General features: G+C 33.4%; 16 protein-coding genes and 1 pseudogene. 14 read left to right on the top strand and 3 right to left on the bottom strand.

Annotated elements, in window-relative coordinates; genetic code table 11:
* Positions 1 to 233: 233 nt before the first annotated feature.
* The 3 genes from C1X07_RS23545 (at position 234) to lipB (ending at position 2,937) form a co-directional block, all read left to right on the top strand.
* Positions 234 to 389: a YqaE/Pmp3 family membrane protein gene (locus C1X07_RS23545; protein WP_103072511.1), complete on the top strand. Its 156-nt coding sequence runs from the start codon at positions 234 to 236 to the stop codon at positions 387 to 389.
* 100 nt (positions 390 to 489) lie between these two features.
* Complete coding sequence (locus tag C1X07_RS23540; RefSeq protein WP_103072510.1) at positions 490 to 2,061, top strand: S41 family peptidase; 1,572 nt, start codon at positions 490 to 492, stop codon at positions 2,059 to 2,061.
* Positions 2,062 to 2,220: 159 nt separating this feature from the next.
* The gene (gene lipB / locus C1X07_RS23535; protein ID WP_103072509.1) at positions 2,221 to 2,937 is read left to right on the top strand and encodes a lipoyl(octanoyl) transferase LipB; all 717 of its coding nucleotides are present in this window, start codon (positions 2,221 to 2,223) and stop codon (positions 2,935 to 2,937) included.
* 71 nt (positions 2,938 to 3,008) lie between these two features.
* On the opposite strand, the gene C1X07_RS23530 is transcribed toward lipB, so the two are convergent.
* From C1X07_RS23530 to C1X07_RS23520, 3 genes are all read right to left on the bottom strand, one after another.
* On the bottom strand, positions 3,009 to 6,662 hold the full coding sequence (locus C1X07_RS23530) for a reprolysin-like metallopeptidase (RefSeq protein ID WP_103072508.1): 3,654 nt from the start codon (positions 6,660 to 6,662) through the stop codon (positions 3,009 to 3,011).
* 255 nt (positions 6,663 to 6,917) lie between these two features.
* Complete coding sequence (locus C1X07_RS23525; RefSeq protein WP_103072507.1) at positions 6,918 to 9,386, bottom strand: hypothetical protein; 2,469 nt, start codon at positions 9,384 to 9,386, stop codon at positions 6,918 to 6,920.
* Positions 9,387 to 9,523: 137 nt separating this feature from the next.
* The gene (locus C1X07_RS23520) at positions 9,524 to 10,126 is read right to left on the bottom strand and encodes a ribonuclease HII (protein WP_103072506.1); all 603 of its coding nucleotides are present in this window, start codon (positions 10,124 to 10,126) and stop codon (positions 9,524 to 9,526) included.
* A gap of 158 nt (positions 10,127 to 10,284) precedes the next feature.
* On the opposite strand from C1X07_RS23520, the gene C1X07_RS23515 reads away from it, so the two are divergent.
* The 11 genes and pseudogenes from C1X07_RS23515 (at position 10,285) to C1X07_RS23465 (ending at position 21,624) form a co-directional block, all read left to right on the top strand.
* Positions 10,285 to 12,279: a putative porin gene (locus tag C1X07_RS23515; protein ID WP_103072505.1), complete on the top strand. Its 1,995-nt coding sequence runs from the start codon at positions 10,285 to 10,287 to the stop codon at positions 12,277 to 12,279.
* A gap of 210 nt (positions 12,280 to 12,489) precedes the next feature.
* A pseudogene (locus C1X07_RS23510) lies at positions 12,490 to 13,053 on the top strand (porin family protein); the annotation flags it as partial.
* 154 nt (positions 13,054 to 13,207) lie between these two features.
* Entirely contained in the window at positions 13,208 to 13,597 is a 390-nt protein-coding gene (locus C1X07_RS23505; RefSeq protein WP_103072503.1) for a hypothetical protein, read from the top strand.
* A complete protein-coding gene (locus C1X07_RS23500; protein ID WP_103072502.1) occupies positions 13,598 to 14,812 on the top strand; it encodes an MFS transporter in 1,215 nt (404 codons plus the stop codon).
* Positions 14,813 to 14,899: 87 nt separating this feature from the next.
* A complete protein-coding gene (locus C1X07_RS23495; protein WP_103072501.1) occupies positions 14,900 to 15,475 on the top strand; it encodes a Crp/Fnr family transcriptional regulator in 576 nt (191 codons plus the stop codon).
* A gap of 68 nt (positions 15,476 to 15,543) precedes the next feature.
* The gene (locus C1X07_RS23490) at positions 15,544 to 15,984 is read left to right on the top strand and encodes a carboxymuconolactone decarboxylase family protein (protein WP_103072500.1); all 441 of its coding nucleotides are present in this window, start codon (positions 15,544 to 15,546) and stop codon (positions 15,982 to 15,984) included.
* A gap of 229 nt (positions 15,985 to 16,213) precedes the next feature.
* A complete protein-coding gene (gene ahr, locus C1X07_RS23485; RefSeq protein WP_103072499.1) occupies positions 16,214 to 17,218 on the top strand; it encodes an NADPH-dependent aldehyde reductase Ahr in 1,005 nt (334 codons plus the stop codon).
* Positions 17,219 to 17,329: 111 nt separating this feature from the next.
* Positions 17,330 to 17,905, top strand: coding sequence for a DJ-1/PfpI family protein (locus C1X07_RS23480; RefSeq protein ID WP_103072498.1), 576 nt, complete (start codon positions 17,330 to 17,332; stop codon positions 17,903 to 17,905).
* Positions 17,906 to 18,072: 167 nt separating this feature from the next.
* Positions 18,073 to 18,510, top strand: a complete 438-nt coding sequence (locus C1X07_RS23475; protein ID WP_103072497.1) for an SRPBCC family protein — start codon at positions 18,073 to 18,075, stop codon at positions 18,508 to 18,510.
* 5 nt (positions 18,511 to 18,515) lie between these two features.
* Positions 18,516 to 19,043 (top strand): hypothetical protein, encoded by a 528-nt coding sequence (locus C1X07_RS23470; protein WP_128755385.1) that lies wholly within the window; start codon positions 18,516 to 18,518, stop codon positions 19,041 to 19,043.
* Between the two features lie 283 nt (positions 19,044 to 19,326).
* Positions 19,327 to 21,624: an FdhF/YdeP family oxidoreductase gene (locus tag C1X07_RS23465; protein WP_103072593.1), complete on the top strand. Its 2,298-nt coding sequence runs from the start codon at positions 19,327 to 19,329 to the stop codon at positions 21,622 to 21,624.
* Positions 21,625 to 22,453: the final 829 nt, after the last annotated feature.

The raw sequence follows: 22,453 nt of genomic DNA, 5'->3' as shown, positions 1-22,453 counted from the left end.
CTAAAAATTTAAGTAATTTTCTGTTTTTATCACAAGAAACTTTTGGGGTCGAGTATAAATATTTTGGGTATATCCAATTATCTTTTAGAAAAACAGCTTAAAAGTAGAAAAATTAATTTTAAGCAGATATTGTAACATTATAAAATTATGACCTACTTATAAGTATGACCTGCTCTATTTTCAGAAGGGTAACAATTAATTATAAACATTTAATATATTTTACATTAAAAACTATGAGTATTTGGAGAGTTATATTGGCAATTTTTTTTCCGCCATTGGCAATATTGGATAAAGGTTGTGGATCTGTTGTAATCGTATTCTTGCTAACCATTTGTGGTTGGGTTCCAGGAGTTATTGCTGCGTTAGTAATACTTAATAATCCAAAATAGAAAAAGAATCATTCAATGAATTTAAGTAGATATCTGGTCAAAAGGATAGGTAAGGCTATTGTGGCACAAATTTGGCGGTAAGAAATCAAAACCTTTTTTTATGATTCAAAAATTAGTCGGGTGCGTATTGGTTGTTTTGTTAGCGGGTTGTTCTTCTGTAAAGAAGTATAACGAACAAATAGGCAAATTACATAATCCTGAGGCAATTCATGAAGATATCGATTATGCTTATCGCAAATTACAAAGACTTCATCCAGATTTGTACTGGTATATCAATAAAGATTCGTTAGATGAAAAAATAAATACATTAAAGGCTACAATTCAAGATCCTATCTCTGGTATAGAATTCTATAAACAATTAGCTCCCGTAATAGCTAGTATTCGGCAAGGACACACTGCAATTTACTCTCCCTATAAAAAACAAACCAAGAAAGACAAAAAAGAAAATGGAAAAAGAAGTTCTCCTTTTAAACCTTTAGCTTTTCATAAGGTTGGTAATAAATTGTATATAAAGAAGAATTATGGAAAAGATAGTACACTGGTTGCAGGAACAGAAATACTAAGTGTAGATAATAAGGCAACAAGTGTTTTGTTAAGTTCTTTTCAAAAACTACATACAGGTGATGGATATAATACAACATTTATCCCTAGATACGCTGCAAAAAGTTTTGGCTCTTTCTATATGAAAACACACCAGCAAAAGGATAGCGTATTCGTAACCCTAAAAACAGGAGATAGCGTTTACTCTCGCTATTTATACGCAAAGTATAGTAAAGTAAAAACTAAACTAGCAAAAGATACTGTAAGTATACCTGAAAAAAAACCAAGTAGATTATACAAAAAGATAGCTAAACAAGAGAATAAAGAGATTCGTAAACGAAATCGAAAATATGGGTTTAATAAATACAAAAAAGAATATAACAGAAATTTTAAGTTTATAGAATCCGATAACCTTTCGGATATCGCTTACATGAAAATACGAAGTTTTACCAAAGGTAATTATGAGGATTTTTATGAAGAAAGCTTTTCAAAAATTGATTCGGCAAGATGTACAAATTTAGTTATTGATCTAAGAGGTAATCTGGGAGGCAGATTGTCAGAAATAGATGAACTATATTCATACTTGACAGATCGAGAATACGTTTTTATAGAAAATGCAAAAATGACCAGGAGGATGAGTTTTTTATATCCTTTTTTTCATACTAAGTCATGGATAGGAAAAACAGGAGCAGTATTGTTATCTCCTGTGTTGTCTGTTTATCAGATGTTCAAGGTTAAAAAAGAAAAAGGAGATCCGTATTTCAAATTTAAATATAGTAAACTGAGAAAACCTAAACCTAAACCTTATTCAGGTAAGATTTATGTTTTAATAAACGGAGAGAGTTTTTCTGCCAGTAGTATTTTGTCAACACATTTAAAAGCAACAAAACGAGCAACTTTTGTGGGAGAAGAAACAGGAGGAGCGTATAATGGTACTATTGCAGGATTGTTTACAATAGTAGAACTCCCTAATTCTAAAATAAAAATGCGTGTTGGGTTAATGAAAATAAATGCACCATATACTCTAGAACCAGATGGTTTTGGAATTAAACCAGATGTGTATATAGAAGCAAAAAAAGAAAAAGATCAAGAGTTGAATTGGATTATACAGGATGTAATAAAATCTGATTAATGAATTTGGTCTCTGTTAAGGGGCTTTGCTTATAAAAACTAATATTAAACAATGTAATCTTATGGAATATTTTGTGAAAGGTTAAAACGTTTGAATATTGAGATAGAATAAGAAAAAGTAATTCATCAGGCATTTTTAATGTTGTATCTTTGAAGCCCTATGAATAAGAAAGTACAAATTCAGGATCTTGGGCAGAAAGATTATAAAGAAACCTGGGAGTATCAAGAAGATCTTTTTAAAAAGATTTTAGATATAAAAATCAAAAACCGAAGAGAAGATGCAGGCTTAAGTACACCTAACCATCTTATTTTTGTAGAACATCCACATGTTTATACTTTAGGTAAAAGTGGTGATCTCAGTAATCTTTTATTGTCAGAAGAGCAGCTTAAGGAAAAAGAAGCTACATTTTACAAAATTAATAGAGGTGGTGATATCACATATCATGGACCAGGGCAGATCGTTGGGTATCCAATTTTGGATTTAGATAATTTCTTTACAGATATTCATAAATACCTTCGATTTCTTGAAGAAATGGTTATTCGCACATTGGCAGAATATGACATTAATGCAACAAGGAGTGATGGCGAAACAGGAGTATGGCTTGATGTAGGCACTCCATTTGCCCGTAAGATATGTGCTATGGGAGTTCGTGCTAGTCGTTGGGTAACTATGCATGGTTTTGCTCTAAATGTAAATGCCGATTTAGGATATTTTGATCATATTATTCCTTGTGGAATAAAAGGTAAAGCAGTAACCTCACTTAATGTAGAATTAGGATTAGAAAAGATAAATGAAGAAGAGGTAAAGGAAAAATTACTAAGGCATTTTTCGGTGTTGTTTGAAGCCGAATATGTAAAGTCCACAATCAAAAACTAGCAATACGATTCATATGATATAAAAAAAACGGTGCATTATAATGCACCGTTTTTAATTAAATCTGAAAAAACCTATTCCTGTATGAATTGAATAGATTTGTATTTGCCTTCTCCACCTGGATTAAGTTTTAAAATATATAGTCCAGCTGGTAATATATCGGTATTAATTGTTTTTTGAATTAATTCACCTTTCATTACTGTTTTTCCAAGTATATCAACAATTTCATATGATGTATTTTCCTTAGAGATTAGCACATTTAATATATTACTTTTTCCAACAGGATTTGGAAATATAGAAACCTGGAAAGGATCGGTAGTGGTTACACTTTCTATAGCTATTTGTGATCTGCTGAAAGTATTTCCGATAGTAAATGTTGTAGATTCTGAAGATCCAAAAGATCCTCCTGAAGCTATTGTTGTTCCACCAGATATAAGCGTGTATGAACCATTACCGTATGCACAACAAATACCATCTCCATAGGAGTCATTAATAGTAAATGTATATGTTCCTGGATCCAAACATTTTGTAATGGTTAAGGTTGATCCATCTGGCTGAGAAGGATAAGTACCCCCAGATGCTACTGTCTGATTAGCACTGTTTGTAATTTGCCAGCTAGTCTCCTGTGGATAATTGTCAAAAGTAAGAGTTAGCACTACATCTTTGCAAGTAGTCTGTCCTCCATCTTTAGATAATCGAAGGTCATCGATTGCCATATCACCTTGCCATGTAGAACCAGTAACACCATTAAAACGTAATTGTACGGCAGACCCAACATAGTTGGCTAAATCAATATTTGCAGACTGCCATGCATTTCCTTGATTTCCTGATTTTGACCAAACCGTACTCCAAGTAGCACCATTATCACTACTAGCTTCTAGTACTAAGCTACCCATGCTTGTAGCACCATACATGTGATATTTAAACTCAAATTTTGCTGCTGTGAGTGCACTTAAGTCAAAACAGGGAGAATTTAATATTGATCTTTTAGAAGGGTAGTTGGGTGATGATGATTCCATATAGGCATAATAAGATCCTTCTGAAGCACTAGAAGGTCCTGTGTTTCTAGAAGGAGTACCATTAGCATCAACTGACCAGTTAAAGTCATCACCAGTAGCTTGTGTCCATGCTCCTAATGTATTTTCGAACCCTTCTGTATAAGGGAAAACAGATATACCTCCAGTACAGCTATTCCCCCCCGATGGTAGGGTTGTGATATTTACAATATTACTTGCACTAGATTGATTACCTGCAGCATCTTTGGCTTTTACACTAAAACTATATGCCGTATTAGTTGATAACCCAGTAACCTGATGTGAAGTAGTATTTACTGTTGCAACTACTGTACTACCTTGATATACATCATAACCAGAAACACCTACATTATCAGTAGAAGCATTCCATGTTAGATCTGTGGTAGTTTGTGTAATATTTGAAGCTGTCAAACCACTAGGAGGTGTTGGTGCCTGTGTATCTGTTTGTGGTAATGTGGTGGCATTCATAATATTACTTGCACTAGATTGATTGCCGGCGGCGTCTTTTGCTTTTATGCTAAAGCTATAAGTAGTGTTGGCTGTTAACCCTGTAACTTGATAAGAAGTAGTGGTAACAGTTGTAATCACTGTACTACCTTGATATACATCATATCCTGTAACACCTACATTATCTGTTGAAGCGTTCCAGTTAAGATTAATAGTACTTTGCGTAATATTAGAGGCTGTTAAACCTGATGGTGCTGTTGGAGCTTGAGTGTCTCCATTACCACCGGTAATGCTAAAGTTAGTATTAGAAATATCATAAAAAATATGTCCAGATCCTCTTACCATAATCCTGTTTTGTGTTCCTGTTACATTTGGTACTATAATGCTATGAGAACCATCATTAGGTACGGCAGTGGCAATTGTAATAGGATAAGTGTTCCCTCCATCTGTAGAGAGTAAAATATCTACATTGGCGGCATTTATACCATTAGCTGTTGTTCCAGCTACGTTCCAGGTTACTGTCTGGGTAGATCCAGAAGCCCAGCTTACATTTGTATTTGGAGCGTTTACAATAAAGGGTCCCGCTGCTCCAGCAACCGTAATTCTGGAGTTGTCACTGGCGGTGCTACCACCCCCAGATGCATTATCCCTTACTGTAAGTCTAAAATTCATTGTTCTACTTACCGCAGGAACAACTTCCCAGGTGGAAGAAGTTTGCCCAGCTATAACAGTTGATAAAGCAGGCATATATCGATCTGGAGATGATGTAGGAGTCAATGATCTAAAAGCAGGTCCATTTGTAGAATTTGCAGAAGGAGGCATGGTTGCATGTTGTGCATCCATTTGTTCCCAGCAATATGTCAGTGCATTTCCAGAGTTGGCATCTGTCCCATTACCTTTTAAGACAAATGGAGTAGAGGCAGGAATGGTATAATCTTGACCAGCATTGGCAGTTGGAGCAGCATTGTTAGTGTTGCTTTGGGCGCCACACCTACTATTTCCCTGAGAAATATTTTGCCACATTTCCTGAATACTTATAGCATGAAAGTAAGCATCACTATTATTTTGAACATTTGGAGAACAGATGCCTGCATATCCCATAATTGTAGAAGCACTTCCTGGTTCTACAGAGGCACTGGATCTCTGACAGCTGTTGTTTTGAGTGTGGTTTCCTCCATATTGATGTCCCATTTCATGAGCAACATAATCTACATCGTATGGATCTCCTATTGGGTTGCCGCTTCCAGTAATTCCTCTGGCTTTAGAACTAGTACAAGGAGATCTAAGTTGTGCTAATCCACCACCTCCTGTACTAAATGCGTGACCTATGTCATAATTAGCAGAACCAATAACATTATCACAAACGGTTTGACTCTCGTTTATCAGGGCACCAGCATTATTGTTACTGAGGTTATCCGTATTTGCATTTAAAAAGATAATATCGGTATTATTATTTACCAATACCATTGTAAGAGCAAGATCTTTTTCAAAAATACCATTTACTCTAGTCATGGTTGTGTTTACAGCAGAAAGCACAGCTTCTTTTTTTATCTGGTCAGAGGCTCCAGAAGGTATTCCCTGATTGTTTAAATGAAATTGAGAATATTCTCCTGTACAGGCAATAGCGAGTCTAAAAGTTCTTAGTTTGCCATCATTAGCATTTTTTGTAGTATTATCGAACTGTTGATTAGAGAAGTTCGATTTGAAATTATCTTCTACGAGACACTCAAAACTATCTGGATTTGCAGGTAAATTTGTTTTAGAGTAGCATATGTAATCTTGTTTGTCCTTAGTATAAGGATCAATATAGATAGTTTTATGATTACCCGAAGTAATCATTGCGTGTAACCCGACTTTTGATACGCTAAACCTAGCAATAGATGTAGGGTCATCTATACCATATCCTACAAAAGATTTAATGTTGGGAAATCTTTTTGCAAGATCTTTGTCTAATACAGAGGCCTCTAGGACTCTAAATCTTTTTAAGACCCCTTTTTGAGTAGGTAACTCCATAACAACACCAGAGGTTTTTTGTAGTGCTCTTGAAGGAGTCTTTTTTAGAATTGAAGTTAACTCTGTAGTATTTAGGTTAAATAATTGATACTGAGTTGGTGTCGTTTTTCTAAATTCTTTTGGTTTGTTTTGTGCTTTGGCTTGAGAGATAGGATTCCACAGCTGCGCGTTAACACTAATACTCACAAATAAAAGTGTGAGTACTAGTATTTTCGAAAAAATACTTGTTTTCATAGTTGAGTTTGTTTTGTGTGTGTAAATTTAACTCATTATTATACAGTTTATTACCTATATATGGATCTTTAACACAAAATGATATAAATCTATATTAAATCATAAAAAAATGTTAAATAAAAGGAGGCGTTATCTTGTGTAGGATGGGAAAGTCGCTTGAAGTTATGCTTATCAAAAACTTCAATTTAGTGCGAAACAAAAAACCAAAGCGAATACTTTGGTTTTTACCTGAATTATTTTTTAACTTTTAAAAGCTTAATTAATTTGATAAATTAAGATACTATTTTCTTCTCCTTGCACTACAAACTCCAAGTTTGGATCTTTATCCATATTACCAAGGCTTAATACAGAATTACCATATACAGGAAAATTAGGGAACAATTCTGCATTACTATCATATAAATATACTTTTTTTGCCTGTATATCTGTAGTAGTGATATAAATCTTGTTATTGATAAAGTAAAGTTTAGGTTCAGTATAAATTCCAAAATCTAGCTCTATAGTCTTGCCCTTTATAGTCAGTTTGTTTTCAGATAAAGTAACCAGAGTTTTGTTTGTGGCTGTCATTTGATTGTCTTCATGTAAACTTAGGTTCTGTTCTATAGCATTACCATCATTTTGTATTTGAATCAAATATCCACTTTTGGTGGTTGATGTAAGTTTGTTTTGATATTGATACCATTCGCTTTTAGAAAAATCGACTTTTTCTTTTACGTCTATTCTTACTCTACCTAGACGATCTAAAACAGTTAGTTTACCATTTTTTTCCGAAAGTAAAATATAATCCTTTGTTCCTATCCTAATATGCTTTGGAGGAGAAATAAGTTCTGTTTCTGTTTCTTTAAAACGAAACCCAGTAACAATTTTTCCTTCGGCATTAAACATTTTTACTTCATTTCCTTGCGTGATGACGATACGGTAGCGTTTACTTTTATCATAATCAAACAAAGACAATGGTTGCGTAATGGATTTTTCAAAGGTTTTAGGATAAGGTTTTACATCCTTACCATCGCGATCAACTACATAAAGCTTATTAGCAGTATTAAATACTAATTGATATCTCCCATTTTTATAGATATCAATTTGTTTAATATCACCCAGAATTTCTCCATCTATTTGTTTTTTCCAGAAAATAGCCCCTTTATCAGAAATAAGGTATAACTCGTTTTCGATATCCTGTACTACCACGTCCATACCTTTGGTTCTGTGGTTTTTAACAAGAGTGGGTTTGTTTAATACTTTGTTTTCAATGGTAGTCGAAGCAACTTGAGCTACTGATGTTGCAGCTCCTTTGTCTTTACTTTTTTGTAAAATAGCATGAATATGGGCAAAATCATTTTCTTTAATGATCTGCAATACCCCAATTTGATAGCCTTTATCTTTTAATGTACTCCATTGTGCGGCATAATCTTTTTTAGTATTGTCAGAAATGTATTCTTTTATATTTTTAATAGTCCCCACCATTAATATCGAAGATTGATCGGATAAATCTTTTACGATATTTTTATAATACTCTTGATCATAAAGTAAGGTTTTATTAAGAATATTAGCAATAATGTCCCTAAGGGTATTGACAGATGATCCAAAGATGATGAACTCATCTTTAATAAAATAGAATTTAGCTTCAAAATCTTTTACCAGTGGTGTTAACGTCTGTGCAAAAGAGGTGGAGTTTTTATAAGAATATATGGCAGTATTCCTGTAGGTTTCTACTTTTGTTCCTGCCAAATTCTTATGAGCGGTTTCTGCATCCAAAGAATTTAAAACCAAAGCATTTCCCTTTTCAAAAAATAGCACTCCTATTTCAGAAGTACCTGAGAGAATATCATCAAGGTCTTCAGGGATATCTTTTAACTCTCTATCCTGAGCGATAGATAAATTCTTTTTCAATTCATCATAATCATCATAGGTATATGAGATAAATCCTTGAGCGGTGATTGGTGTAACTCTAGACATTAGGTTTTCCTGAGCTAGGGTATTGTCAAAAATACCGATGGTACTGGATAATGAGTCTTTTTCGATAGCAATACCATCTAGATACAGGGCATTTTGATCTATAGTAGCATCTATTGATGCCCAGCCACTAAAATTTTGTAAACTTTCTAGATCAGTATTAGGTAGGAGAGAATTATGGATATTTTGTAGTTTCTTACCGTTAAATAATAAGGATATTGTGTTTTCTTTTCCAGATACTTCATATACTTTTTTTAGATCCTTGTCAATAGGAGTTGGAGCTTTCTGCATCCTTATTGCATTTTCGATAAGCAATTGAGAAGAAGAAGCAATCAGAATGCTATCCTGTTTGGTAGCAAAAAAAGGTTGCCCTTTTGAGGTGATTTTATATATAGTTTGGTCAGAATAGGCAATAGTCTCTATTTTTTTTGTGTTGATTGAATCAGTTCGTATTACTGAAGGATCAAATTTTGAGATATAGGTATATTCAAAATCATTTTTCCCAAGAGGAGAAAAACATAATAGGCTTTCAGATTGATTAGATTCATTCAGAATAGATAATTCTTTAAAGTACTTAAAAAATGCAATTTGGTCATTGTTTTTGATAAGGTTATTATCTCGTAGTTTACTAGAGGCTCCTTCCAAATCATTTATTTTTACAATAACCTGAGCATCTCTGGGAATATAATCTATTAAAGAATTTGATTTTTTGGAGATATCGTCACAAGAAATAGCTATAAAAACTAAAAGAATCGCAACTATTTTTTTCATTATGCCGATGTGTTTTGTATTCCTGAATGTTGTTGTCAAAATAAAAAAATTCAATTTCTTGATTTGCAAAATAGATATTCTTGTTTAATGATAGAAATATAATTGGAGTTTTTCTCTTCTAAGCCCCAAAGATATAATTATTTAAGATCAAGTGTGAGCTGTTCGGGTAATAACCTGAAGCTTTTTCTGTGATATTTGGTTACACCATACTTACGTATAGCATCTCGATGCTCAGTTGTAGGGTATCCTTTATTTTTTTTCCAGTTATACATAGGGAATTCCTCATGTATTTTTTCCATATACTCATCACGATACGTTTTTGCCAATACAGAAGCTGCGGCTATATTTAGATATTTTCCATCACCTTTAATAACGCAAGTAAAGGGGATATCATTATATGGTTTAAACCTGTTTCCGTCTACAATGATATGCTTAGGTTGTGGTTTTAGCTGCGCGATTGATCTTTGCATGGCCAGTATTGAGGCATTCAAAATATTGACTTTGTCAATTTCGTCCATAAAAACATGTGTAACACCATAGGCCAAACAGGAGTCTTCTAGTAAGGGTCTCAAAAGATTTCTCTTGGTTTCACTAAGTTGTTTAGAGTCATTAAGGACAGTGTTATTGAAATCATCAGGCAATAGTATGGCAGCAGCCGTAACAGGTCCGGCGAGGCATCCTCGCCCTGCTTCATCAGTGCCACATTCTAGAATATTTGGATTTAATTGTAACGCAAGCATAATACGAAGATACAGTATGAAGAGAATACCTAAAAACTATTTTTTGAAATTAAAGAACATATCCTATCTGGGTTCTATAAAAAAGTTAATCTAAACAAGCAATGAGTAGTATTTACTTTCGTTAAAAAAGTATACTTTTGCCTGAGTTCAGCAATCTAATGAGAAAAAACATAATATTTATAATAGCACTATTAACGGTATCAATAACCTGTGCGCAAGGTATAAATCAGGAGCGAGAAGATGATGGCTCTCCTTCAAGAGGGAATCGATCTCTAGATGGTAAGAAATCCTTAAGGCAACCTAAAGAGAAAAAGGAGAAACCGCCAGTAACAGATTATAAAATCATTACCATAAAAAATGATACAACCTATGTAGATACTACATTAACGATGCAGAAGGACTATAAGTTTAATTACCTGCGTAGAGATGATTTTGAGCTACTTCCGATTCATAATGTAGGACAAACCTATAATAGTTTGGCAAAACGGGAAGAAAAAGATCATATACTACCACTTTTTGGTGCCAGAGCGAGGCATTTTAACTTTATGGAAGTTAATGATATTAATTACTATCATGTTCCCACTCCGCTTACCGAATTATATTTTAAAACTACATTCGAGCAAGGGCAACAATTAGACGCTTTTTTTACAGTAAATACCTCACCAAGGCTTAACCTATCTATGGCATATAAAGGAGTACGGTCATTAGGAAAATATCAACATGCCTTGACAAGCACAGGCAATTTTAGAGCGACAGCAAGTTATGTAACCAAAAATGATCGGTATAAGGTAAAGTCACATTTTGTCACTCAGGATTTACTCAATGAAGAGAATGGAGGGTTGTCTACCGAAGGAATTGATCAATATCTGGGGAGAGGTAATTTTGTTGGAGAAGAAAGTGAATTTGCTGATAGAGGATCAGTGTCAGTTAATTTTCAGGATGCCGAAAATATTCTTTTAGGTAAACGATTTTACCTAAATCACCAATATGCAATTATCAAAAAAACAGATAGTACAGCCACAGGATTAGGGATAGGACATATTATGGATCTTACCGATAAGAGGTATAAATACGATCAGACAGCAATTGCACCTAACGGGCTTTTGGGTGAGTCCTATGTGTCTGCAAATATTTCTGATAATGTGGCATTAGAGGATTTTAACAATCAAGCGTTTCTTGATTTTGAAAATATCTGGTTAGGGAAATTAAGACTACTAGGAGGAAGCTCTAATTATAATTATGGATATAACTCGATCTTAAATCAGGTAAATAGTACCGGTGATCAAATTAGTATCACCAATCGAATTAAAGGAGATGTATACACCGTAGGAGCAGAGTATCAAAACAATTACAAAGGATTTCAGTTATTTGGTGATGGTATGAGTATTGTATCAGGAGATTTTGATGGATATTATTTTAATGCCGGCGCAGGTTATCAGCTTAATGATAAATATGGTATTCGTGCAAAAATAGGAGCTAGCTCTGTGGCTCCAAACTATAATTTCCTGCTATATCAAAGTGATTATATAAATTACAACTGGCAAAACGATTTTGATAATATCGAAACTCAAAAAATACAGGTAAATATTAAAGCAAGTAAAATAGCAGAAATAGAAGCTAATTATTCTAAAATTGATAAGTACACCTATTTTACAAAAAATGCAAACGATGCTATTACTCCAATGCAGTTTTCTGAAAGTATAGATGTATTAAAAGTAAAACTGACGCAAGGATTGCAGTATTGGAAACTAGGGCTTGATAATACCGTCATGTATCAAAATGTACAAGGAGGAGAACAAGTGTATAATGTACCCGAGTTTGTAACCCGAAACAGTTTGTATTATCAAGATCATTGGTTTAAAAAGAATGCTCTTTTTTTACAAACAGGAATAACGTTCAAATACTTTTCTGGGTATAAAGCTGACGCATACGACCCTGTCTTATCCGAGTTTTATGTTCAAAATACTCAGGAGATAAGCGCATATCCACAGTTTGATATCTTCTTTAATGCCAAAGTAAGGCAAACACGAATCTATTTTAAATACGAAAATATAGGGGAAGCCTTTAGCCAAAACAATGAGTTTTCTGCGCCAGGCTATGCTACTCGAGATGCAGTACTACGCTTTGGGATTGTATGGAATTTCTTTTTGTAAGCGAATAAGTTATACTTGCTTTAAAAATTAAAACTACAACTTCTCTTATTAAGGTGTCGAAAAAAAATGACGGTAGGATGGTAACGTTTTATCGTTTGAAGACATATACTTTTATGTTACAAATAATTCACAACAAGTATTATAAATGAAAAAAATAATATTACTGATTAGTATAACTTTAATTATTACAAAACTTTTGGACAAACAGACAAGTTAAAATATGGAATAAAGGGAGGTACAAATTACTCAAGTTTTATTGATAATAATGGCATGGATATTCCTGCTGATTATAATGGAGGAATTGGATTCTACGTTGGAGGATTTGTGTCTTTTAATGTTAGTGAAAAAATATCAATTCGACCAGAGCTTTTATTTTCTCAAAGAGGGAGTAGTTTTTCCATAAATGGGACAGACATAAAGGTATTTACCCTAGATGATGCATTTTTCTTTACTTCAATTGATGGAGATATAAAAGAATCGCTAATTCTTCTCCCAATTATACTTAAATATAAATTGAGTCAAAAATTTGTTTTGGGTGGAGGTCCTCAATTAAGCCATAGTTTAAGTAGAAATGTTGAATTTGACAATAACCCGTTTAATATTGGTTTTATTAGAAATGATGGTTCTGAAAAATTTGAAATAGGAGTTGATCTAGAATTAGAGTATGTAATTACAAATAGTTATGGAATTGAACTAAGATATAACTATGGAATTACGGAAAGACAAAATCTTCATTCTTCAATAATTCAATTAGGAATGAATTATAGGTTTTAATGAGTAATTGTTTGTAACAACACCTATTAGATAATACGGGTGCGACTTTAATCAAAATTTAATGTTTGTTTAAGTTATAGTTCGAAAAAATAGTGATTTTCAGCTTCAGTACTAGTTATAGATAAACGCTAATTATAATTTAAATTTGATTAGAATGATTATCCGAACATACAATAATTGTGAATTTGAAATAGAAGGGGATTTTTGTGATTTTCAAAAATTATATAAACTTCTGGATTTGAATACCGATTTCTCAGTTGAATTGGATTCATGTATCAATCCATTACCCTACGATAGTATTTGTTCTTGTTTGTCAGTTAGATTTACCGAAGGAAAAATTCGATATGAATATGGTGATAGAGAATTCAAAATATTTTGGTCAGTTGAGAATTTAAATGTATTGAAGAGAAATATTGATTTTAATAAAAATTACAAAGGACATATTCATTTTGACTATATAAGTTTTCCTGATAATATTGAGATTGGGCATGAGCTTGTAATATCAAAACAAACCGAAGGAACAACTTTATATAAGAAAAACTAAATGAAAAGAATTTTAGATCAAACCCACGATAAGTATACCTTTATTTATGCATGTTCAAGATTATTAGAAAGAACTTCATATTATGGATTACGTTCTTTGATTGTATTATATATGATTGGAGAAAGTATAAATATGACAACTCAAGAAGCTTTGCAGATTTATGGTTGGTTTACAGTATCAATAGTTTTTTCTCAGATTCTAGGAGCACTACTTGGAGATCTACTCGTAGGAAATAAAAAATCTATTATTATTGGAGGAGTGTTACAAGCTCTAGGCGCTTTCTGTTTTTGTATTCCTTCTATAATAGGATTATATATAGGGCTTGCATTGGTTGTTTTGGGTGGCGGATTTTACACACCTAATATTATTGCCCATTTCGGAAAATTATATCTCAACAAAACTAAACTTTTAGATTCAGGCTTTACCATATTTTATCTAGCGGTAAATGTTGGAGCTTTTATCGGCGTAGTTACCATTGGTTATTTAGGAGAAAAATTAGGGTGGAATATAGGATTTATTATTGCTGGTGTTGTTGCTTTACTTTCAGTAGTTTTACCATTAATTTCGGCAGATCAGGCTAATAATCAAGTAGTAGAAAAGAAGCTTCCAGAAATTCAAAGGGCTCTGAAAGTGTTAATAGCGTTTGTTATTGTTGGTTTGTTCTGGGGGCTATACGAAATATCGGGTATCAGATTTCATGATTTACAATTTAAATTTGGAGAACTTGCTGTTTTTGATACCCCTAAAAGTATTTGGTCTTCTCTAAACACAATTTTTATTATTCCTGTAAGCTTTGTAATAATTATTCTTTGGACATATTTTTATTCAAATCAATTTATCAAATTGGCAATAGGGTTTTTATTTGGTGCTATTTCTTATGCCGTGCTTCTTGCTATTCCCGAAACCCCTACGGCACAGTATAGCATTTTGTATTTAGTATCAATATTGTTTTTAAGTATCTCAGAGGTTCATATCGCACCCGTAATCAATTCTGTTCTTACGCAACACACCAATCCAAAATATTTGGCAATCATGATCAGTATAGCTTTTGTTCCTATAAAGCTATTTTTGTACATAGTAGGGCTGTTTAATGAAGCTCTATATGAAAACTCATCATTAGCATTAAAAATTGGGATGATAGGGATGGTTGTTATGACAATAGGATTGGTGATGTATATTTTAATAGATAAAATACTAACCCGAGAAAGGGGGTAATAATCGATTATTGTAGTAAACATTTGTTAGATAGAAACGATATGCTGCAAAAGTTATATACATTATCTTCTTTTATTATATTTAAAAATGAAGGAACAATTCTACACCCATCTGAGTAAATTTGCCAAAGTAGATAAAGATAATATTGCAGAAATTCTATCCTACTTCGAATCCAGATCTTTAAAAAAGAAAGAAGTAATTATGCATGCTGGCAAAAAATGCAAAACCAATTATTTTGTGCTTAACGGTTGTCTTCATATGTATTATATAAACGATAAAGGAACAGAACAAACTATTCAGTTTGGTATAGAAAATTGGTGGATTACAGATTATTTGGCTTTTCATCAACAAGGGATCACAGATTTTTACATTCAGGCAGTAGAAAAATCTAATGTTTTGAGTATTGATTATAGTAAACAGCAAGAATTGTTTGAGAAGTTTCCCGAGGTAGAAAAATACTTCAGAAACATCTACCAGATTGCTTATGGATCAACATTGATACGAATGAAGTATATGTTTAATTACTCTAAAGAAGAGATTTTCTTTCGTTTTAGAGATAATTTTCCCGAATTCGTTCAGAGAGTACCACAATATTTGATAGCGACATATTTGGGATTAACCCCAGAATATTTAAGCGAAATTAAAAGTAAACACATTTCTTAAACCAGCTTAAGTTTTTTGAAGATAGGCTCCAATACTTTTGTATATATAAAATTAAAATACAAAGTAAAATGGAAAAAAGAATTCAAATAGACGAGATTGAACCCATTGCTTATGAAGGAATGTATGTTTTAGAAAAGTATTTTCAAAAAAGCCAGCTAAGTACCACGCACAAGGAGCTTATTAAAATTAGAACATCACAAATAAATGGCTGTGCGTTTTGCTTAGATATGCATACCAAAGTAGCTCTAGAAAATGGCGAAAGTCTACAAAGAATTGTAGTGTTAGACGGTTGGAGAGAAACTAATTTATTTTCTGAAGAAGAAAAAATACTCTTAGAAATGACCGAAGAGATAACATTGATTCATAACAAAGGATTGTCTGCTGCCACATATCAAAAAGCAAGTACTACTTTTTCTGATACCTATATTGCACAAGTGATCATGGCAATAACAGTTGCCAACGCTTGGAACAGAATAGCAATAAGTACACATAAACCCCTTCTGGATTAGTAATTAAGAAGCAAAACTATCTTCCTTTTGTAATATATAATGGATAATATTTCTAGAATACAATAAGATAATATTAAGTAAAAAATAACAGCGACTTTGATGTATAACCAAAGTCGCTGTTTTATATTTATAGTATTCATAAAAGGCAACCTATATTGGTATGAAAATTAGTGAGGGTTTTATGAATCTTCTACAGGTGGATCCTATTACAAAAAAATAAAGAAGAGCTATGAAGATAAATGCATATGCGGCGTTAGAGCCAAAAGAAAAGTTAACTCCGTATTCCTATGAATTAGGTGAATTAGGGGCAGAGCAAGTTGATATTAAAGTATCATATTGCGGTATTTGTCATTCAGACTTAAGTATGATCAATAATGACTGGGGAATGACAGAGTATCCTATTGTGCCGGGACATGAGATTGTAGGAGAAGTTGTTGCCACTGGCGCAGCCGTAAAGAATATAAAAATCGGAGACAAAGTGGGGTTGGGTTGGTTCTCTGCGTCATGTATGAGTTGTCAGGAATGTATGGAGGGAACACATCACCTTTGTGCTAATAGTGAAGCTACAATAGTAGGGAGACACGGTGGATTTGCAGATTATGTTCGTGGTCACTGGTCATGGGCAATTCCTCTTCCAGAAGAGATAGATATGAGCAAAGCCGGTCCTTTGCTTTGTGGAGGTATTACCGTTTTTAATCCTATTATTATGGCAGGTGTAAAACCAACAGATACTGTGGGGGTTATTGGGATCGGAGGCTTAGGGCATATGGCACTCAAGTTTTTAAAACACTGGGGGTGCGAGGTGATAGCTTTTAGCTCTAATCCGGATAAGAAAGAACAAATTTTAAATATGGGAGCCACTAAAGTGATCAATTCAAAATCCCCCGAAGAACTAGAAAGTATCAAAGGAAAACTAAACTTTATCCTAAATACCACCAACGTTACTTTAGACTGGAACTCTTATCTCTCCTCTCTGGCACCAAAAGGGAAATTTCATACCGTAGGAGCTGTTATGGAACCAATGGCAATACCTGCATTTAGCCTAATTGGTGGTGAGAAATCTGTAGCAGGTAGCCCATTAGGAAGCCCGGCACTAACCAAAACGATGTTAGACTTTTGTGTAAGACATGATATATATCCTACCGTAGAAGAATTTCCTATGAAAAATGCAAATGAAGCTCTGACTCACCTCGAAGAAGGAAATGCAAGGTTTAGAGTAGTTTTAAAAAACTAATAAAGATTATTTTGTATTGTAGTAATAAAAAACAACAACTATCACTAGTATGCTGTACAATGTTATGACGTCACAACACATACTCACTGAAATTTTAAACTCAAATAAAAGATGAAAAAAATACTGTTTTTAACCGGAGATTTTACAGAAGATTATGAAACCATGGTGCCATTTCAAATGTTGGAAATGGTTGGGTATACGGTGCATACAGTTTGCCCAGATAAGAAAAAAGGAGATACGATAAAAACAGCTATCCATGATTTTGAAGGAGATCAAACTTATACCGAAAAACCAGGGCATAATTTTACCCTAAACTATAGTTTTGATCAAGTAGATGTAACTGATTATGATGGATTAGTGATCGCAGGAGGAAGGGCTCCAGAATATTTGAGATTAAACGAAAAAGTAATTCAAATAGTAAAACATTTCTTTAAAACTAATAAACCAGTAGCTTCAATTTGTCATGGGATACAGATATTAACAGCTGCCGGTGTAGTACATGGAAGAAAATTAACAGCCTATCCTGCTGTTGGTCCTGAAGTAACTCTTGCAGGAGGAGAGTATCAATCAATCCCTGTTGATGGTGCAGTAGTAGATGGTAATTTGGTAACATCACCCGCCTGGCCAGCACACCCTAGCTTCATCAGGGAGTTCTTAAAACTTATGGGAGCAAAAATAGAAATATAAAACTACTTCCAGAATAGTTCCTAATAAGTAACCCCTATAGAAAAGCTTTTCTATAATTGCTATATTGTAAGTGTAAAAATAGAAAAGCTTTTTTTTGAAAATAAACCAATGTATTAAGAGTAAAACAATACAAAATGATGTAGCATGAATTCAATACTTTATCAATTATGAAAAGTACAGATGACCCCATTATTGTAGAGCAAATATTTCTTTCTTCTGTTCAAAAAGTTTGGAATGCCATAACTAAACCGGAAGAAATGAAGAAATGGTACTTTGAAGCTCTTGAGTCATTTGTGCCTCAGGTAGGGTTTAAAACTGAATTCTCAGTACAGGTAGAAGACAGAAAATTCACTCATCTATGGCAAATAACAGAAGCAATTCCCGAAAAAAAGATAACGTATAACTGGAAATATAAAGAGTATCCAGGAAACTCTTTTGTTACTTTCGAATTAAAAGAAGAAAAGAATAAGATAAAACTAGAATTAACAACAAAAATAGTTGAAAGTTTTCCTGATGATATCCCTGAGTTTACAAGAGAGAGTTGTCTTGCCGGGTGGGATTATTTTATAAGAAAGAATCTTAAAGAGTATATAGAATCAAACTAAGACTAATGAAATTTATAATAATCATACTTCTGATAGGGTTAAGTTTTTTGAGTTGTAATGAATCCAGTTCCGAAAGAGATATAAAATCACTACAAGTTTCAAAATCAGATACGATATCCTCAAAATCATCAATGGACTTCTCAAGTGCAGTAATACAAGTAGAACGAGGAGCGTTTCATTATGATAAATTTGTACTTAAAGATACCGTTATAACCTATTACCCATCGTCAGAAAAATTTGAAAAAAAGTATGACGCCTATAATTATACTTCAGAACAAAAAATAAGTAAGAGTACCCGAGATAGCTTGATAAGTTATGTAGTTAACAACGGTTTTTTTGACTTAAAAGATTCATATAGCAGTAAATCATCGTGTGCTAGCCAATTGATAGTAACTTTTAAATGGGATAATCGATCAAAAAGAATTGTTTCAGAAGATTTTGAGCGCGATTGCCCAGAGCTTTTAAAATATATAGAAGCTCAAATTGTTATACTACATCATAAAAATCTAAAACGTATTTTTTTGCCAGGATAATATTTTGAATAAGAAAGTATTTTCATGAAGAAGACCCTAATGCCATTATACCATATAGAGGCACAATAATGAGAACCAATGAGTATGAGCAGTTTTTATACAACCCAAACCCCGATTGATATTTTTTACTACTTATCCTATTTGTCAGAAAATAAAAAAGAAGCAGTGCTGTTAATTGATAAATTATCAAAATTTTAATCCATTACATAAGGATAATGTATTTTCAGTAGATACTTGTATCTTTGATCCTTATAATTTATCACATCATTTTAGAGTACATATAATGAGCACTATCAAAAAAAGAAACGTTTCTGTCTTAGGTCCAGATGCTTTTACCGGGATTACTTTTAAAAAACCCGCAACCTATGCAGCCGGGCTAACAGGGGTAAAAGTAGCGCTTCAGCATGCGTTCAAAGAAATGGGAGTGGTAAAATCCATGCATATACTCTCTAAGATGAATCAAAAAGAAGGGTTTGATTGCCCTGGTTGTGCATGGCCTGATCCTGATAAGCCTTCAAAATTGGGAGAATATTGCGAAAATGGAGCCAAAGCAATTGCAGAAGAGGCAACCAATCTTAGAACAGGTAAAGACTTCTTTGCAAAACATTCTGTAGAAGAGCTATCACACTGGTCAGATTATCAAATTGGTAAAAGCGGTAGGCTTACAGAACCCATGATCCTAAAACCAGAAAGTATTCATTATGAACCAATATCATGGGAAGAATCCTATACATTAATAGCAGATCAATTACATAAATTAGGTAACCCAGACCAAGGAGTCTTTTATACTTCTGGTAGATCCAGTAACGAAGCCGCTTTTTTATACGGTCTTTTTATACGAGCTTTCGGTACTAATAATATGCCAGATTGCTCTAATATGTGTCATGAGTCTAGTGGAGTTGGGTTAAGCGAAACCTTGGGGATAGGAAAAGGATCAGTAAAACTCGAAGACTTTGATAAAGCAGAAGTAATTCTGGTTATTGGGCAAAATCCAGGTACAAATCACCCTAGAATGCTATCCGCTTTGCAAAAATGTAAAGAAAATGGAGGCAAAGTGATAAGTATTAATCCTCTAGAAGAAGCAGGATTAATTAGATTTAAAAACCCACAAGAAGTTAAAGGAGTACTAGCCTCTGGAGTAGCGCTAACAGATATACACCTGCAAGTAAAGATAAATCAGGATGTAGCCCTATTAAAGCTTATTATCAAAAAACTGGCAACACTCGATAAAGAAAGAGGAAATGTTTTCGATCATACATTTATAGAAACCTATACCCAAGGATATGAAGAACTTCTTAAAGATATAGAGCAATATTCAGAACAAGAGTTGCATACATTATCAGGAGTAGAAGAAGAACTGATAGATAAAACAGTAGAACTGTTAGCAAGCAACAATAAAATAATTATTTGTTGGGCAATGGGGCTAACACAGCATAAAAATGGAGTAGATAATATAAAAGAATGTGTTAATCTGTTATTGCTCAAAGGTAGTTTAGGAAAACCTGGGGCAGGAACATGTCCCGTTAGAGGGCATAGCAATGTGCAAGGGGATAGAACCGTTGGTATAATGCACCATGTTTCTCCTGATTTAAATACAGCAATAGAAAATACCTTTGGTTTTACGCCTCCAGATAAAGAAGGGTTGGATACGGTACATGCTATAGAAGCAATGCATCAAGGAAAAGCAAAAGTATTCATAGCCTTAGGAGGTAACTTTTTATCAGCAGCATCAGATACAGAATACACAGCAGAAGCTCTTCAAAATTGTGATCTAACCGTTGCAATCAGTACCAAGTTAAATAGATCGCACCTGGTTACAGGAAAAACAGCATTGATATTACCTACACTAGGTCGGTCAGAGTTAGATATCAAAAATGGGAAACCCAGATATTTTACAGTAGAAAATAGCATGGGAAAAGTACACCAGTCCAAAGGACTATTAAAACCTGCATCTGGTGATCTAAAAAGCGAACCCGAAATCATCGGTGGGATTGCAAATGCATATTATAAAGAAGGGCATGTTGTAGATTGGAAAAACCTAAGTGAAGATTATGAACAGGTTAGAGAGAAAATCGAACTTGTTCTCAAAGGGTTTAATAATCTAAAAAACAGATCCAAAGGATCAGGGTTTTACTTACCTAATAATGTACGAGATTTAGATTTTAGTAAACTCCCTAACCATAGAGCACAATTTAGTGTATGTAGCTTGCCTTTTCATAGTATAAAAGACAATGAGTTTTTGTTAATGACAATCCGTTCTCATGATCAATTCAATACTACTATTTATGGATTAGACGATCGCTATAGAGGTATATATAATGAACGCAGGATTGTTTTGATGAACAAGTCAGATATGGAGAAGCAGTCATTAGAAAAGATGGATGTTGTTAATTTAACAAGTTACTATGATGGTAAAGAACGTATAGCTCGCAATTTTTTAGTACTCCCTTATAATATACCCCAAGGGAATCTAGCATCTTATTTTCCAGAGACCAATGTTTTAGTTCCATATAACCATTATGCAGATAAGAGTCATACTCCCATTAGTAAATCTATAGTTGTAGGTATAGAAAGAGTTTAGTAGTACTATTTAAAGAGTTTTGATTATGGCGTGCCCCTATGGGTCGGGCTATCCGTTACAATTCCTCGCACTTCGTTTCCTCAGGCTGTGGGATTTTCACTACTATCCCTCACGCTTAGTTATGATACACCTTTATCTGTAAAGGAGTTTTATGTATGATATGGTTTTGGCTACTTTTTTATCATATGTTTAGATAGTATATATGGATCTTTCGGGTAATTTTCCCTTCGGGATTAGTGATATTTGAAAAAATGGGAGTTGTAAAGGGTGTGTTTTCAGGGGGTTGTTAAATTAATGTAAAAAAACTGTAAAAAAGATATTGTGTATGTAGTAAAGAGTTGTATGTTTGCACCCGCAAAACGGGCTATTGTTTTGCTTTGTTCATTGAGGATATTTATTGCTAAAAGAGTTTGATATTTTTTTAAAATATTTATAAAAAAAGTTCTTGTCAGAATAAAAAAAGGTTGTAGGTTTGCAGCCGCAAAACGGTTTACGGTTTTGGTAAGTTCATAGACAAGATTTGTTTTAAAAGAGATTAAAAAAAACTTTAAAATAAATTAAAAAAAAAGCTTTGTAGAATTAAAAAGGGTTGTATATTTGCACCCGCTTTGAGAAACAAGTAAGGTTCATTATAAATAATTATACAGGAGTAGGGTGTTAGAGGTAACATTTATAAGGTTCGATTCCTTATTAATTGACAAGACGACTGGCGAAGAAGATCGCTTCAGGAGTTAAAAAAGTTCATAGACATATTGATTGACAGCGCGTATTAGACTAGAGATAGTTTATACGAATAATAAGAACTAGAAACATCAAAGAGATACGATTA

The sequence above is a fragment of the Aquimarina sediminis genome, assembly GCF_002895435.1.
Lineage (GTDB): Bacteria > Bacteroidota > Bacteroidia > Flavobacteriales > Flavobacteriaceae > Aquimarina > Aquimarina sediminis.
This window is presented reverse-complemented; position numbering and strand designations above follow the sequence as displayed.

Excerpts from the sequence above, each read along its gene's own strand:
- C1X07_RS23505 (WP_103072503.1), top strand. The coding sequence starts at position 13,208 with ATGATTATCCGAACATACAATAATTGTGAATTTGAAATAGAAGGGGAT.
- C1X07_RS23545 (WP_103072511.1), top strand. The coding sequence starts at position 234 with ATGAGTATTTGGAGAGTTATATTGGCAATTTTTTTTCCGCCATTGGCA.
- C1X07_RS23495 (WP_103072501.1), top strand. The coding sequence starts at position 14,900 with ATGAAGGAACAATTCTACACCCATCTGAGTAAATTTGCCAAAGTAGAT.
- C1X07_RS23500 (WP_103072502.1), top strand. The coding sequence starts at position 13,598 with ATGAAAAGAATTTTAGATCAAACCCACGATAAGTATACCTTTATTTAT.
- C1X07_RS23540 (WP_103072510.1), top strand. The coding sequence starts at position 490 with ATGATTCAAAAATTAGTCGGGTGCGTATTGGTTGTTTTGTTAGCGGGT.
- C1X07_RS23515 (WP_103072505.1), top strand. The coding sequence starts at position 10,285 with ATGAGAAAAAACATAATATTTATAATAGCACTATTAACGGTATCAATA.
- C1X07_RS23465 (WP_103072593.1), top strand. The coding sequence starts at position 19,327 with ATGAGCACTATCAAAAAAAGAAACGTTTCTGTCTTAGGTCCAGATGCT.
- C1X07_RS23490 (WP_103072500.1), top strand. The coding sequence starts at position 15,544 with ATGGAAAAAAGAATTCAAATAGACGAGATTGAACCCATTGCTTATGAA.
- C1X07_RS23470 (WP_128755385.1), top strand. The coding sequence starts at position 18,516 with ATGAAATTTATAATAATCATACTTCTGATAGGGTTAAGTTTTTTGAGT.
- ahr (WP_103072499.1), top strand. The coding sequence starts at position 16,214 with ATGAAGATAAATGCATATGCGGCGTTAGAGCCAAAAGAAAAGTTAACT.
- C1X07_RS23475 (WP_103072497.1), top strand. The coding sequence starts at position 18,073 with ATGAAAAGTACAGATGACCCCATTATTGTAGAGCAAATATTTCTTTCT.
- lipB (WP_103072509.1), top strand. The coding sequence starts at position 2,221 with ATGAATAAGAAAGTACAAATTCAGGATCTTGGGCAGAAAGATTATAAA.
- C1X07_RS23520 (WP_103072506.1), bottom strand. The coding sequence starts at position 10,126 with ATGCTTGCGTTACAATTAAATCCAAATATTCTAGAATGTGGCACTGAT.
- C1X07_RS23530 (WP_103072508.1), bottom strand. The coding sequence starts at position 6,662 with ATGAAAACAAGTATTTTTTCGAAAATACTAGTACTCACACTTTTATTT.
- C1X07_RS23525 (WP_103072507.1), bottom strand. The coding sequence starts at position 9,386 with ATGAAAAAAATAGTTGCGATTCTTTTAGTTTTTATAGCTATTTCTTGT.
- C1X07_RS23480 (WP_103072498.1), top strand. The coding sequence starts at position 17,330 with ATGAAAAAAATACTGTTTTTAACCGGAGATTTTACAGAAGATTATGAA.